Origin of the sequence: Streptomyces sp. NBC_00569 (genome assembly GCF_036345255.1) — a bacterium.
GTDB lineage: Bacteria > Actinomycetota > Actinomycetes > Streptomycetales > Streptomycetaceae > Streptomyces.
The window spans coordinates 6505091-6518710 of the sequence record NZ_CP107783.1 but is presented as its reverse complement, the minus strand read 5'-3'; the positions used below and the strand labels follow the sequence as shown (position 1 = coordinate 6518710).

The 13620-nt window shown below is 68.2% G+C and carries 11 protein-coding genes and 2 tRNA genes; 5 read left to right on the top strand and 8 right to left on the bottom strand.

The window, feature by feature from the left end:
• Positions 1 to 2: 2 nt before the first annotated feature.
• Positions 3 to 1514 carry a bifunctional tetrahydrofolate synthase/dihydrofolate synthase gene (gene folC, locus OHO83_RS29330; RefSeq protein ID WP_266670498.1) on the bottom strand — a complete coding sequence of 504 codons (1512 nt, stop codon included), beginning with the start codon at positions 1512 to 1514 and terminating at the stop codon, positions 3 to 5.
• A gap of 133 nt (positions 1515 to 1647) precedes the next feature.
• On the opposite strand from folC, the gene OHO83_RS29325 reads away from it, so the two are divergent.
• Both OHO83_RS29325 and OHO83_RS29320 read left to right on the top strand, forming a co-directional pair.
• Complete coding sequence (locus OHO83_RS29325; RefSeq protein ID WP_330279966.1) at positions 1648 to 2646, top strand: rod shape-determining protein; 999 nt, start codon at positions 1648 to 1650, stop codon at positions 2644 to 2646.
• A 118-nt stretch (positions 2647 to 2764) separates the two neighbouring features.
• Positions 2765 to 3421, top strand: a complete 657-nt coding sequence (locus OHO83_RS29320) for a hypothetical protein (RefSeq protein WP_329435245.1) — start codon at positions 2765 to 2767, stop codon at positions 3419 to 3421.
• Positions 3422 to 3544: 123 nt separating this feature from the next.
• Here OHO83_RS29320 and OHO83_RS29315 read toward each other — a convergent pair whose 3' ends face one another.
• Complete coding sequence (locus tag OHO83_RS29315; protein ID WP_266670504.1) at positions 3545 to 6175, bottom strand: valine--tRNA ligase; 2631 nt, start codon at positions 6173 to 6175, stop codon at positions 3545 to 3547.
• A 185-nt stretch (positions 6176 to 6360) separates the two neighbouring features.
• On the opposite strand from OHO83_RS29315, the gene OHO83_RS29310 reads away from it, so the two are divergent.
• Positions 6361 to 7308 (top strand): hypothetical protein, encoded by a 948-nt coding sequence (locus tag OHO83_RS29310; protein WP_330279965.1) that lies wholly within the window; start codon positions 6361 to 6363, stop codon positions 7306 to 7308.
• 177 nt (positions 7309 to 7485) lie between these two features.
• Positions 7486 to 7938, top strand: a complete 453-nt coding sequence (locus OHO83_RS29305) for a hypothetical protein (protein WP_266670508.1) — start codon at positions 7486 to 7488, stop codon at positions 7936 to 7938.
• An 84-nt stretch (positions 7939 to 8022) separates the two neighbouring features.
• On the opposite strand, the gene clpX is transcribed toward OHO83_RS29305, so the two are convergent.
• From clpX to OHO83_RS29280, 5 genes are all read right to left on the bottom strand, one after another.
• Complete coding sequence (gene clpX, locus OHO83_RS29300) at positions 8023 to 9309, bottom strand: ATP-dependent Clp protease ATP-binding subunit ClpX (RefSeq protein ID WP_266564255.1); 1287 nt, start codon at positions 9307 to 9309, stop codon at positions 8023 to 8025.
• 155 nt (positions 9310 to 9464) lie between these two features.
• A complete protein-coding gene (locus OHO83_RS29295; RefSeq protein WP_266670511.1) occupies positions 9465 to 10124 on the bottom strand; it encodes an ATP-dependent Clp protease proteolytic subunit in 660 nt (219 codons plus the stop codon).
• Between the two features lie 53 nt (positions 10125 to 10177).
• Positions 10178 to 10786: an ATP-dependent Clp protease proteolytic subunit gene (locus OHO83_RS29290; protein WP_116513663.1), complete on the bottom strand. Its 609-nt coding sequence runs from the start codon at positions 10784 to 10786 to the stop codon at positions 10178 to 10180.
• Between the two features lie 283 nt (positions 10787 to 11069).
• Positions 11070 to 12458, bottom strand: a complete 1389-nt coding sequence (gene tig, locus OHO83_RS29285; protein ID WP_266670514.1) for a trigger factor — start codon at positions 12456 to 12458, stop codon at positions 11070 to 11072.
• Positions 12459 to 12608: 150 nt separating this feature from the next.
• Positions 12609 to 12685 (bottom strand) — tRNA-Pro (locus OHO83_RS29280).
• Positions 12686 to 12826: 141 nt separating this feature from the next.
• Here OHO83_RS29280 and OHO83_RS29275 point away from each other — a divergent pair.
• A tRNA-Gly gene (locus OHO83_RS29275) sits at positions 12827 to 12897 on the top strand.
• 77 nt (positions 12898 to 12974) lie between these two features.
• On the opposite strand, the gene OHO83_RS29270 is transcribed toward OHO83_RS29275, so the two are convergent.
• Entirely contained in the window at positions 12975 to 13169 is a 195-nt protein-coding gene (locus OHO83_RS29270) for a hypothetical protein (protein WP_100594330.1), read from the bottom strand.
• Positions 13170 to 13620 lie beyond the last annotated feature (451 nt).

The following is a 13620-nucleotide window of genomic DNA, read 5'->3' as shown; positions in this document are numbered from 1 at the left end:
GATCAGCCCTTCCCCAACAGCAGCCGGGCCTCGCCGACAGTGATCACGGAGCCGGTGACGAGCACACCGCCGCCGGAGAACTCGCCCTCTTCCTCGGCCAGCGTGATGGCGGCCTCGAGAGCGTCGTCGAGGCGCGGCTCGACCTGCACGCGCTCGTCCCCGAAGACCTCGACCGCGATGGCGGCGAGCTCGTCGGCGTCCATCGCGCGATGGCTGGAGTTCTGCGTGACGACGACCTCGGCGAAGATCGGCTCGAAGGCCTCGAGCAGCCCGCGCACGTTCTTGTCGCCGCTCGCTCCCACGACTCCCACCAGCCGGCTGAAGTCGAAGACCTCGCTGATGGCCTCGGCGGTGACGCGGGCGCCGGCCGGGTTGTGCGCGGCGTCGAGCACCACGGTCGGCGAACGCCTCACGACCTCGAGCCGGCCGGGCGACGTGGCGCCGGCGAAGGCCTGGCGGACGGTGTCCACATCGAGCAGCCGGGCCTGCTCGGACCCGACCCCGAAGAAGGCCTCGACCGCGGCCAGCGCGACCGCCGCGTTGTGCGCCTGGTGGGCGCCGTGCAGCGGGAGGAAGATCCCGTCGTACTCCCCGCCGAGCCCACGCAGGGTCAGCAGCTGCCCGCCCACGGCGACCTGCCGGGAGACGACGCCGAACTCGAGTCCTTCCCGGGCCACGGTGGCGTCCACGTCGACGGCCTTCTTCAGGAGTACCTGAGCGGCGTCGACGGGCTGCTGCGCCATGATCACCGTGGCGCCCTGCTTGATGATCCCGGCCTTCTCCTGGGCGATCTCGCCCGGGGTGGAGCCCAGCCGGTCGGTGTGGTCCAGATCGATGGGCGTCACGACGGCCACCGAAGCGTCGATCACATTGGTGGCGTCCCAGCTGCCGCCCATTCCGACCTCGACGACGGCGGCATCGACGGGCGCGTCGGCGAAGGCGGCGTACGCCATCCCCGTGAGCACCTCGAAAAAGGAAAGCCGGAATTCCTCTTTCTGGTCGACCATCTCCACATACGGGGCAATGTCCCGATAGGTCTCGATGAACCGCTCGTAGTCGATCGGCGCACCGTCGAGACTGATGCGCTCGGTGATCGACTGGACGTGAGGCGACGTATAACGCCCGGTGCGCAGCTCGAAAGCGCCGAGAAGGGCCTCGATCATGCGGGCCGTGGACGTCTTGCCGTTCGTCCCCGTGATGTGGATCGAGGGATAGGCGCGCTGCGGGTCACCGAGCACGTCCATCAGAGCGGCGATACGCGAGACGGACGGCTCCAGCTTGGTCTCGCCCCACCGCCCCGCGAGCTCGGTCTCGACTTCTCGCAGGGCCTCGGCCACCTGGGGATCCTGCGGCCGCGCGGGCACGCCGTCCCCCTGCGGAGCACCCCCCTGCGTGCGGAGGGTACGGCTGCCGGCCTCGATCAGTGCCAGATCGGGGTCACGCTCGGTCTCGGCGTCCACGATGTCGTCGAAGCCGTCGGATTCGCCGCTGTCGCGCGGGGGGAGCTCACTCACACAAGCCAGTCTACGGAGAACCACCGACACGGCCCGGCCCGCACCCCACCCGGCACGTCAGGGACTTTCGGCCCGTCCGTTTCAGGACCTTGGTCCATCCGGACCACGGCATCGCCCTGCAAACTTGGCGATCATGGACATAGGCATCGATCTCGGCACTGCCAACACTCTTCTCTACGTACGCGGCAAGGGGATCGTGCTCAACGAGCCGTCTGTGGTGGCGCTGAAACAGAACAAGACGACCGTCGCCGTCGGCACCGAGGCCAAGGAGACGCTCGGCCGCACCCCGGGCTCCATCACCGCGATCCGCCCCCTCCGCGACGGCGTGATCAGCGACTACGAGGCGGCGGAGGAGATGCTCCGCCACTTCGTGCGCAAGGCGGTCCCGGGCCGCCGCCCCAGGACCCGCATGGTCATCTGCGTCCCGAGCGGGGTCACTCCGGTGGAGCGCCGGGCGATCGTCCACGCGGCACAACGTGCCGGAGCCCGGGCGGTCCACGTCATCGAGGAACCCATGGCCGCGGCCATAGGCGCGGGCCTCCCGGTGGCCGAGGCGCGCGGCTCGATGGTCGTGGACATAGGCGGCGGCACCACGGAGGTGGCGGTGATCTCGCTGGGCGGTATCGTCACCGCCCAGTCCCTGCGCGTCGGGGGCGACCGCATGGACGAGGCGATCACGGACCACGTGCGCAAGGAACACGGCCTGCTGATCGGCGAACGCACCGCGGAGGCGGTCAAACTGACCATCGGCTCGGCGGCCCCGGCCGAGGAACTCTCCGAGACGGGCACCTTCACCGTGCGAGGCCGTCAGAGGCTGGCCGGCCTCCCCCACACCGCGACCCTCACCACCCAAGAGATCCGGGAGGCCCTCAACTCCCCCGTCGAGGCGATCGTCTCGGCGCTCAGGGCGACCCTCGAGGAGTGCCCGCCCGAGCTCTCCGGTGACGTCATGGAGCACGGCATCGTGCTGACGGGCGGCGGCGCGCTGCTCCCGGGCCTGGACGTGCGCATGACGGAGGCGACCGGTATCCCGGTCTTCCCCGCGGAGGCCCCGCTGGACAGCGTGGCGCTGGGCTGCGGCAAGTGCGTGGAGGACTTCGACTCGCTCCAGCGCCTGCTGAAGGCCGCTTGAGTGGCCTGAGCCCAAAGGTGCGTGGGACCGGAAAAGGGCTGACCCGAACCGGGGACGCCGGGAGACCACCCGGCGCGGTGCGCCCCCAGGCCCCGTACGGAGAAGGTCCAATCGGACCATGTGGTACGCACACAACCCCGGCCGACGCGCACGCCAACTGCTGGGCGACGGCACCGCCCTGCTGTGGGCGGCGCTCTGGGCAGCGATGGCACTGGCCGTGTACCGGCTGGTGCAGCCGGCGTCCGAACCGGCCCCTCACCGTCCCCGTATCCCGCTCCTCGGCAGCTCGGTGGACGGAGCGCTGCGGGGCGTGGCGCACGCGGGCGACCGGATCGTGAGCGCGGCACCGGCCACGCAGGGCCCCGCGGCCGCACAGGCCCTCGCGGTCCTGGGCGCGGTGGCACTCTTCGTGATCCCGGTGGGCCTGATGCTCACGGTGTGGCTGCCCCGCCGCCTCCGCTGGACGCGCCAGGCTGCGGCGGCGCAGGAACTGGCGGGGACGGAGGACGGCCGCGAACTACTGGCGCTGAGGGCGCTGTTGCGCCCGCTGGACGAACTCGCGGCGACGGCGGCACTGCTCCCGGTCGCGCCCGACGAGACCCCGGACCTCGACCAGGACCCGGACCCGGACCCGGACTTGGACCTGGACTTGGACCTGGACGTCCCCCCGGACCCCGGCCCGGGCTCGCTGGCGAAGGGCTGGCGAGAGGCGGACCCGGTGGTGCTGGACGCGTTGGCGGACGCGGAGCTGCAACGCCTGGGGCTGCGAACGTAAAACCCCTCGCCCCCGGAGAAACGCGAAGGCCCCCCGGAACCACGAGGATCCCGGGGGGCCTTCACCACACATCACGCACATGACTCACGCCGGACGCGTCGCACGTCGGAGCAGTCAGCCACGTCAGGCCTGAGGCAACCGCTCCAACTGCTGCTGAATGCGGGCGATGTCCTCGTCCGCCTTGGCGAGGCGCCCACGGATCTTGTCGACGACGGCGTCCGGCGCCTTGGCGAGGAACCCCTCGTTGCCGAGCTTGCCCGTGGCCTGGGCCTTCTCCTTCTCGGCGGCGGCCAGATCCTTGGCGAGCCGCTTCCGCTCGGCCGCCACATCGATCGTGCCGGACAGGTCGAGCGCGACCTGCGCGCCGCCGACCGGCAGAGTGGCGGTCGCCGAGAAGGCGTCACCCTCGGGCTGCAGCCGCAGAAGCTGCCGGATGGCGGCCTCGTGCGGAGCGAGCGCGGTCCCGTCGAGGACGAGCCGGGCCGGCACCCGCTGACCGGGCTGAAGACCCTGGTCGGCACGGAAGCGCCGGACCTCGGTGATGACCTGCTGGAGCGTCTCGATCTCGCTCTCCGCGGCAGCGTCACGGAAGCCGCTGTCCTTCGGCCACTCGGCGATCACGAGGGTCTCGCCACCTGTCAGCGTCGTCCAGAGCGTCTCGGTGACGAACGGGACGATCGGGTGCAGCAGACGCAGCGTCACATCGAGGACCTCGCCCAGGACACGGCCCGAGACCTTCGCCTGCTCGCCGCCCTCGAAGAACGTCGTCTTCGACAGCTCCACGTACCAGTCGAAGACCTCGTCCCACGCGAAGTGGTAGAGGGCGTCGGAGAGCTTGGCGAACTGGAAGTCGTCGTAGAAGGCGTCGACTTCGGCGACGGTCTTGTTGAGCCGGGACAGGATCCAGCGGTCCGTCGCGGTCATCGCCTCGGGCGCCGGCAGCGGTCCCTCGACGGTCGCGCCGTTCATCAGCGCGAAGCGCGTCGCGTTCCAGATCTTGTTGGCGAAGTTACGGGAGGCCTTGACCCAGTCCTCGCCGATCGGCACGTCGGCACCGGGGTTGGCGCCGGTGGCCAGGGTGAAGCGCACGGCGTCGGAACCGTACGCGTCCATCCAGTCGAGCGGGTCGACGGCGTTCGGGTTCGACTTCGACATCTTCTTGCCGAACTCGTCGCGGACGAGACCGGTGAGGGCGACGGTCTTGAAGGGGACCTGGTCCTCCATGGCGTACAGGCCGAACATCATCATCCGGACGACCCAGAAGAAGATGATGTCGTGGCCGGTCACCAGGACGTCGGTCGAGTAGAACTTCTCGAGGTCCGGGGTCTTCTCCGGCCAGCCGAGCGTGGAGAACGGCCACAGGCCGGACGAGAACCAGGTGTCGAGGACGTCCTCGTCCTGGGTCCAGCCCTCCGCCTCCGTGCCGGGGATCGGGTCGTCGGGGCCGACGCACACGACCTCGCCGTTCGGCCCGTACCAGACGGGGATCCGGTGGCCCCACCACAACTGGCGTGAGATGCACCAGTCGTTGAGGTTGTCGACCCAGTCGAAGTACCGCTTCTCCATGTCCTTCGGGTGGAGCGCGACGCGCCCGTCGCGGACCGCGTCACCGGCGGCCTGTGCGAGCGTGTCGACCTTGACCCACCACTGGAGGGACAGGCGCGGCTCGACGGTGGTCTTGCAGCGCGAGCAGTGGCCGACGGAGTGGACGTACGGACGCTTCTCGGCGACGACACGGCCCTGCTCGCGCAGCGCGGCGACGATCGCGGAGCGCGCCTCGAAGCGGTCGAGCCCCTGGAAGGGACCGTGCACGGTGATGACACCGCGCTCGTCCATGATCGTCATGGACTCCAGGTCGTGCCGCTGGCCGATCGCGAAGTCGTTCGGGTCGTGGGCGGGCGTCACCTTGACGGCGCCGGTGCCGAACTCGGGGTCGACGTGCGTGTCGGCGACGACCGGGATGGTCCGGTCGGTGAGCGGCAGCTTGATGCGCTTGCCGATCAGGTGCGCGTAGCGCTCGTCGTCGGGGTGCACCGCGACGGCGGTGTCACCGAGCATGGTCTCGACGCGGGTCGTGGCGACGACCACCGTCTCGTCGCCCTCGCCGTACTTGAGCGAGACGAGCTCGCCGTCGTCGTCCTGGTAGTCGACCTCGATGTCCGAGATCGCCGTCAGACAGCGCGGGCACCAGTTGATGATGCGCTCGGCGCGGTAGATGAGCCCGTCGTCGTACAGGTTCTTGAAGATGGTCTGGACGGCCTTCGACAGGCCCTCGTCCATCGTGAAGCGCTCACGCGACCAGTCGAGGCCCGCGCCGAGGCGGCGCAGCTGGCCGAGGATCCGGCCGCCGTACTCGTCCTTCCACTGCCACACGCGGTCGGTGAACGCCTCGCGGCCCAGGTCCTGGCGGGACTTGCCCTCCTCGGCGAGCTGCTGCTCGACCTTGTTCTGGGTCGCGATGCCGGCGTGGTCCATGCCGGGCAGCCACAGCGTCTCGTAGCCCTGCATGCGCTTGCGGCGCGTGAGGGCGTCCATGAGCGTGACCTGGAAGGCGTGGCCCAGGTGGAGCGCGCCCGTGACGTTCGGCGGGGGGATGACGATCGTGTACGGCTCCTTCTCGCTGTTCGCGTCAGCGGTGAAGTAACCCCGGTCTACCCAGCGCTCGTACAGCGCCCCCTCTACCTCGGCCGGCGCGTACTGGGTCGGCAGTTCGGTGGTGGGCGCTGGATTCTGCTGCTGAGTGTTCTCGGTCACGGGCCCAGTTTAGAGGCGTGGCAGGGGTGCCCCGAAACCGGATTCCCGTGCGACGCGGCGGCCGCCCCGGCCGTCTGGCACAACCTTTCAACAACATGGCACCGATCCGCCCCTGGGTTCCCCACACATGGCCACCTTCCGCCAGGATGTTCGGAACGCATAAGCATCGGGAGGGAACCCCAGAAATGAGCTACAACCAGCCGGGCCCGTACGGCGGGCAGCAGCCTCAGCAGCCCGGACCCTACGGCCAGCCGCAGCCGGGCCCCTACGGGCAGCAGCCCCCGGCCGCACCCCAGCCCGGCTACGGCTACCCGCAGCAGGCGCCGCAGGGCGTGCCGCCCCAGCAGCCCCAGTACGGCCAGCCGGGTGGCTACAGCCAGCCCCAGCAGCCCGGCCCCTACGGGCAGCACCCCCAGGCCCCCTACGGCCAGGTCCCCCCGCCTCCCGGCCCTCCCCAGGGCGGCAAGAAGAAGACGGGCCTGATCATCGGCGCGGTGGCCATGGTCGCGGCGCTCGGCGTGGGCGCGTACTTCATGTTCGGCGGTGGCGGCTCGTCCGTGGCGGACGACGGCCCGCACAAGTTGACTACGCCGGCGACGGTGATGGGCGACTACAAGCGGGTGAGCGAGGACAAGGGCCCGCAGGACGCGACCTCGGGCGACGCCAAGGTCCTCGCGGAGAGCGGGGTCACGAACGCGAAGGCCGTCAGCGCCATCTACTCGACGCTCGACCTCACCCCCGGGTCGCAGCCGTCGGCGGCAGCTGTCGCCACCTCGAAGGCGGTCTCCTTCATGGGCATCTACGGCAAGGTGAAGGACCCGGAGGCGGCGATCGACGCCACGTTCGCCGGGATGAAGAAGGACCAGGCGAAGAAGTCGACGCCCACGATGACCTTCAAGGGCGACCCGCAGTCGGTCGAGCCGGACGGCCTCGACGGCGCGGTGATGAAGTGCCAGCAGGCGCAGGCGAAGAACATCGCGACCAAGCAGATCGACACCCAGTACATGTGCCTGTGGGCGGACTACAGCACGATCGGCATGGGCGTCCCGGCCGCAGGCGGCAAGGGCATGAGTCTCGACGACTCCGCAAAGGTCACCGCCGACCTGCGCAAGGAAGTCCGCGTCGCCGAGTAACACGTAACACCCGTTGAGTGCGGGGCCGTTCGAGCATCGGCTCCCGCCCCGCACCCAACGTCCCCTCCCCGCTCTCACCCTGCGACGTGACCGCGCTCACAGCCTCCCGAATTGCCCCGGAACAAGATCTTCCGCGTGGCATGCTCCTGACTTCACTTCCCCCACAGGAGGCAGAGAGTGCGAAGAAGATTCGCCGTCACGCTGGCAGCCGGAGCCCTGGCAGTCCTCGCCGTTCCCCTGGCGGCCGGTCCCGCGGCAGCGTCGGAGTACAACAACTGGTGCCCTGTCGTTCAGCTGAAGGGCGGGGCGCCCACGCAGACCGCGTACGCCCACATCGAGGGCGACTGGGCCACGAAGTACAAGCTGGACCCGGTCGTTCTGCTTGCCCGTGACACCTACGCCGACGGTCACAACGTAGGCGTCCGACTCATCACCTGGCAGGCCGACGGAGACGTCAAGTACTGGTCGTGGCACCACTACTACGGCGGTGACAACGGCCAGGACTTCTGGAAGTCGACCGCTTCCGACACCCAGGGCATCAAGGCCGCCGCGGTCCAGGGCGGCGTGTTCGAGGGCAGCGACCTGCTGGCTTCCTGCGTCAGCAGCAAGATGGCCAACCCCATCTGGTAACTGCCGGCGCCAGGCCACGGACACCTGAGGGGCGCCCGGCGATCAGCTCGCCCGGCGCCCCTCAAGCATGTCGTGCTGTCCCGCCTAGGCGGACTTCTGCTCTCCGCTGCCCGAGCCGCGGGCGTCGCGGGGGATCAGCGTCGGGTTCACGTTCGAGTGGACGGCCTCTGCCGTGATGACGACGCGGGCCACGTCCTTGCGGGAGGGGACCTCGTACATCACGGACTGGAGGACTTCCTCCATGATCGCGCGCAGGCCGCGCGCGCCGGTGCGGCGCAGGATGGCCTGGTCGGCGATGGCCTCCAGGGCCTCGCGCTCGAAGTCCAGCTCCACGCCGTCGAGTTCGAAGAGGCGCTGGTACTGCTTCACCAGGGCGTTGCGCGGCTCCAGGAGAATCTGGAGGAGCGCCTCGCGGTCCAGGTTGTGGACCGAGGTGATGACGGGGAGACGGCCGATGAACTCGGGGATCATCCCGAACTTCACCAGGTCCTCCGGCATGACCTCCTGGAACTGGTCCTTCTCCTCCAGCTCGCGCTTGGAGTGGATCGTCGCGCCGAAGCCGATGCCCTTGGCACCCGCCCGCGACTCGATGATCTTCTCCAGTCCGGCGAACGCGCCGCCCACGATGAACAGCACGTTCGTCGTGTCGATCTGGATGAACTCCTGATGGGGGTGCTTGCGGCCGCCCTGGGGCGGGACGGAAGCCGTGGTCCCCTCAAGGATCTTGAGCAGAGCCTGCTGGACGCCCTCACCGGACACATCGCGCGTGATCGACGGGTTCTCGCTCTTGCGGGCGACCTTGTCGATCTCGTCGATGTAGATGATCCCGGTCTCGGCCTTCTTGACGTCGTAGTCGGCCGCCTGGATCAGCTTCAGGAGGATGTTCTCGACGTCCTCGCCCACATAGCCGGCCTCCGTGAGCGCCGTCGCGTCGGCGATGGCGAACGGAACGTTCAGCATGCGGGCCAGGGTCTGGGCCAGGAGTGTCTTGCCCGAGCCCGTGGGGCCCAGGAGCAGGATGTTGGACTTCGACAGCTCGATCGCGTCGTCGCGTCCCTGGGCTCCGCCGTTCTCACCGGCCTGGACCCGCTTGTAATGGTTGTACACAGCGACCGAGAGGGCTTTCTTCGCGGCCTCCTGGCCGACGACATAGCCTTCGAGGAACTCGTAGATCTCGCGAGGCTTGGGAAGTTCTTCCCAGCGGACCTCGCTCGTCTCCGCGAGCTCTTCCTCGATGATCTCGTTGCAGAGGTCGATGCACTCGTCGCAGATGTACACACCGGGGCCTGCGATGAGCTTCTTGACCTGCTTCTGGCTCTTTCCGCAGAACGAGCACTTGAGCAGATCGCCGCCGTCACCGATGCGTGCCACGAGGTGCTTCCCCTTCGCCTGGGAGACGCTCGCGTAAGCGACTCCTGGTGCCTGTATCCGACGGTACCTTGCCGGGCCCCCCGTTCGGGCCCCCCTTGGCACGGTTCACTTCGACGTGAAGCGTGCCAAGGAGCGGCAGACGATACAGCGCTGCGTCACGCGGCCGCGGTGTTGTTCATCTTCCGGGTGGAGATGATCTGGTCGATCAGGCCGTACGCCAGGGCGTCCTCGGCCGTCAGGATCTTGTCGCGCTCGATGTCGTCGCGGATCTTCTCGATCGGCGTCGTGGAGTGCTTGGCCAGCATCTCCTCGAGCTGCTCACGCATCCGGAGGATCTCGTTCGCGGCGATCTCCAGGTCGGAGAGCTGCTCGCGGCCGGTGCCGCCGGAGGGCTGGTGGATCAGGACGCGGGCGTTCGGCAGCGCCATGCGCTTGCCCGGCGTACCGGCCGCGAGGAGCACGGCGGCCGCGGAGGACGCCTGGCCCATGCAGACCGTCTGGATGTCCGGCTTCACGAACTGCATCGTGTCGTAGATGGCCGTGAGCGCCGTGAAGGAGCCGCCGGGGCTGTTGATGTAGATGGAGATGTCGCGGTCCGGGTCCATCGACTCCAGGCACAGGAGCTGCGCCATGACGTCGTTGGCGGACGCGTCGTCGATCTGCACGCCGAGGAAGATCACACGCTCCTCGAAGAGCTTCGCGTACGGGTCGTACTCACGCACGCCCTGCGAGGTGCGCTCGACGAAGCGCGGGATCACGTAGCGGTTGTCGACCTGCGGGCCGGTGTACAGACCGCTGCCGGGGATGTTGTTCATGGTCGGTGTTCCGTCCTTGTGAGGTGGGCTTGGATGACCGCGTAACCGGGGATTCAGGCCCCGGTGCCGCCGCCGCCCGGAACACCCGTAGCGGCACTGATGATCTCGTCGATGAGGCCGTACTCCTTGGCCTCTTCGGCGGTGTACCAGCGGTCGCGGTCACCGTCACGGATGATCGTCTCGACGGTCTGCCCGGAGTGCCGGGCGGTGATCTCCGCCATGCGCTTCTTGGTGCGCAGCAGGTACTCGGCCTGGATCTTGACGTCCGAAGCCGTACCGCCGATGCCGGCGGAGCCCTGGTGCATCAGGATGTCCGTGTTCGGAAGCGCGAAGCGCTTGCCCGGAGTACCGCCGGTCAGCAGGAACTGGCCCATGGAGGCGGCCATGCCCATGCCGATGGTGACGACGTCGTTCTGGATGTACTGCATGGTGTCGTAGACCGCCATGCCGGCCGTCACCGAACCGCCGGGGCTGTTGATGTAGAGGTAGATGTCCTTGTCCTGGTCGGCAGCGGCCAGGAGGAGCATCTGGGCAGTGATCTTGTTGGCGATCTCGTCGTCGACCTGCTGGCCCAGGAAGATGATGCGGTCGTTGAGCAGTCGGCTGTAGACCTGGTCGCCGAGGCCACCACCGAGGGACGGCTCACCGGCGGCGGAGGGCATCAGATTCGTCACGTATCCACCTGCTCGTCTCTGACGGCAACGCGCCGTCTCGCGTCTTGTACGGAGGGCTGGGGACCCGCACCTGCACACCGCCTTCCGGCGGCGGCTGCGGGGACTCATCTGCCCTCGTATTCATGGACCCTAACGCGCGGGTCCCTTCGGTGAATCCCGCAAGGGGAACTGTTCGCTGTGAGCGCATGTCGCACCCCGCCCGCAGGTACGACCGGGCCCCGGGACGATGTCGTCCCGGGGCCCGGTCACGCAGAAGAGATCAGACCGAGGCTCAGGCCTCGTTCTTGTCCTCGGCCTCGGCGGAGGCGTCCGCCTCGACGGTCTCGCCGGCGGCGGCCGACTCGTCCTCGTCGTCCTCGAGGTCGACGATCTCGCCGTTCGTGTCCTTGACCGTGGCGGCCTCGACGACGACCGCGAGGGCCTTGCCGCGGGCGACCTCGCCGACCAGCATCGGGACCTGGCCGCCTTCGACGACGGCCTGGGCGAACTGGTCGGGGGACATGCCGGAGGACTGCGCGCGCCGCATGAGGTGCTCGGTGAGCTCCTCCTGGTTGACGTTCAGCTTCTCCTTGTTGACGAGCTCGTCGAGGACGAACTGCGTCTTGATGCCCTTGACGGCCTGCTCGGCGGTCTCGGCGTCGAACTCCTCGACCGTCTTGCCCTGGATCTCGAGGTACTTCTCGAGGTCGAGGCCCATCTGGCCGAGCTGGTGGTGCTCGAGGTTGTGCTTGCGGGTCTTGACCTCGTCCTCGAGCAGCTTCTCGGGAACGGGGACCTCGACCAGCTCGAGCAGCTTCTCCAGGACGCGCTCCTGGGCCTGCGTGGCCTGGTCGTACTGCTTCATGTTCTCGAGGCGCTTGCGGCTGTCGGCCTTCAGCTCGTCGAGGGTGTCGAACTCGGAGGCGAGCTGGGCGAACTCGTCGTCCAGGCCCGGCAGTTCACGAGCGGCGACCTGGGTGACCTTGACGGTGACCTCGGCCTCCTTGCCCTCGGCGGAGCCGCCCTTGAGCTCGGAGGTGAAGGTGGCCTCGCCACCGGCCTCCAGGCCCTTCACGGCCTCGTCGATGCCCTCGAGGAGCTCGCCGGAGCCGATCGTGTACGAGACGCCGGACGCAACGCCGTCCTCGAGCACCTCGCCGTCGACCTTGGCCTCGAGGTCGATCGTGACGACGTCGCCGTCCTCGGCGGCACGCTCGACCGGGGAGGTGGAGGCGAAGCGCTCGCGGAGCTGCTCCACCGACTTGTCCACGTCCTCGTCGCTGACCTCGATGGCGTCGACCTCGACCTCGATGCCGGAGTAGTCCGGAATCTCGATCTCGGGACGGATGTCGACCTCGGCGGTGAAGTTCAGCGTCTCGCCGTCCTTCAGCTCCGTGATGTCGACCTCGGGCTGGCCCAGCACGTTGAGCTCGGCCTCGTTGACCGCTTCGGTGTAGAACTTCGGAAGCGCGTCGTTGACGGCCTCCTCAAGCACAGCACCGCGGCCGAACCGCTGGTCGATGACGCGGGCAGGGATCTTGCCCTTGCGGAAGCCCTTCACCGTGACCTGCTGGTTGATCTTCTTGTACGCCGCGTCGAGGCTGTCCTTGAGCTCCTCGAAGGGCACCTCGATGCTGAGCCGAACCCGGGTCGGGTTCAGGGTCTCCACGGCGCTCTTCACGGTTCGGTCTCCTTGGGGGCTGACTTCTGGGTTCCTGCCCGGTTAAGAGACACACGGGCACGCAGCTTGCATAGTAACGGCAAGCCGGAGCCGACCCACAACGCGATCTTGAGGAGGCGTCTACCGCTTGAGACGCTGCTGTTGCGACGCTGGTCGGGGTGGCGGGATTTGAACCCACGGCCTTCCGCTCCCAAAGCGGACGCGCTACCAAGCTGCGCCACACCCCGTCGGTGCGACACGTAGGGTACATGCACGCGGCCGGTGCGGCTGCCGCATTACGAACCGAGTGAATGCGGTGTGCGACGAGGGGCTCCGACCCGCTACGATGCTTCCCGTTGCCGCGGTCACCGACCTGCGGCGCGAGCTGTGCGGGCGTAGCTCAATGGTAGAGCCCTAGTCTTCCAAACTAGCTACGCGGGTTCGATTCCCGTCGCCCGCTCTTGTGGCCCCGGGCCCGGTTCTCACGAACCGGGCCCGGGGTTTTTCACATCCTGGGCCGGACAGTCTCCCGAGCGGTCAGAACTGGATCGAGTTGATCGTGTCCGCTATCGAGTTCAGGAATCTCTGGATGTCGTCGGCCATTCCGGTCGAGGCCAGGAAGAACCCGAACAGGACCGCCACGACGGCAGGCCCGGCCTTGATCGACCCTCCCCGGATCAGCACCACGAGAATGATCGCCAACAGCAGTACGACTGACAGCGAAATGGCCACACTGATCACACCCTAGGTCGGTCCGCACTCCCGGCCCGGGGGGTACGACCCCGCACACCCCCGCCAGAACCATCGTGCCACCAACACGGCCCCCGTATGCGGCGGGTGACGCATCGTCGGCCACCCCCGTGCGGCGGCGCGCCGGCCGCGCACCCATGGGGCACATGATCAGCGCCTGTTCCCCGGGCAATTCCGTGGGTTCCCGCGGCCGGTAATTCGGCCTGATCGTTTCCATGCACACACAGCATGTCCACATCGCGGGCACGCAGGTCACGCGCGTGTTGTTCGCAGCGAATTCGAATTGTCGCGGGGGCCACATCCAGAGTGGTCGAGTCCGGCCGATATGCACTATTTAATCAGGATGAGAGTGGTCATAACGGACTCATATGGATGCCTCCCGAAGTCCTTCCGGAAGACCTGCGAAAACTTCGCCATCGGTATGCAGACTTCT

Coding starts and splice junctions, on each gene's coding strand:
- OHO83_RS29325 (WP_330279966.1), top strand. CDS start 1,648: ATGGACATAGGCATCGATCTCGGCACTGCCAACACTCTTCTCTACGTA.
- OHO83_RS29320 (WP_329435245.1), top strand. CDS start 2,765: ATGTGGTACGCACACAACCCCGGCCGACGCGCACGCCAACTGCTGGGC.
- OHO83_RS29310 (WP_330279965.1), top strand. CDS start 6,361: ATGAGCTACAACCAGCCGGGCCCGTACGGCGGGCAGCAGCCTCAGCAG.
- OHO83_RS29295 (WP_266670511.1), bottom strand. CDS start 10,124: ATGAACAACATCCCCGGCAGCGGTCTGTACACCGGCCCGCAGGTCGAC.
- OHO83_RS29290 (WP_116513663.1), bottom strand. CDS start 10,786: ATGCCCTCCGCCGCCGGTGAGCCGTCCCTCGGTGGTGGCCTCGGCGAC.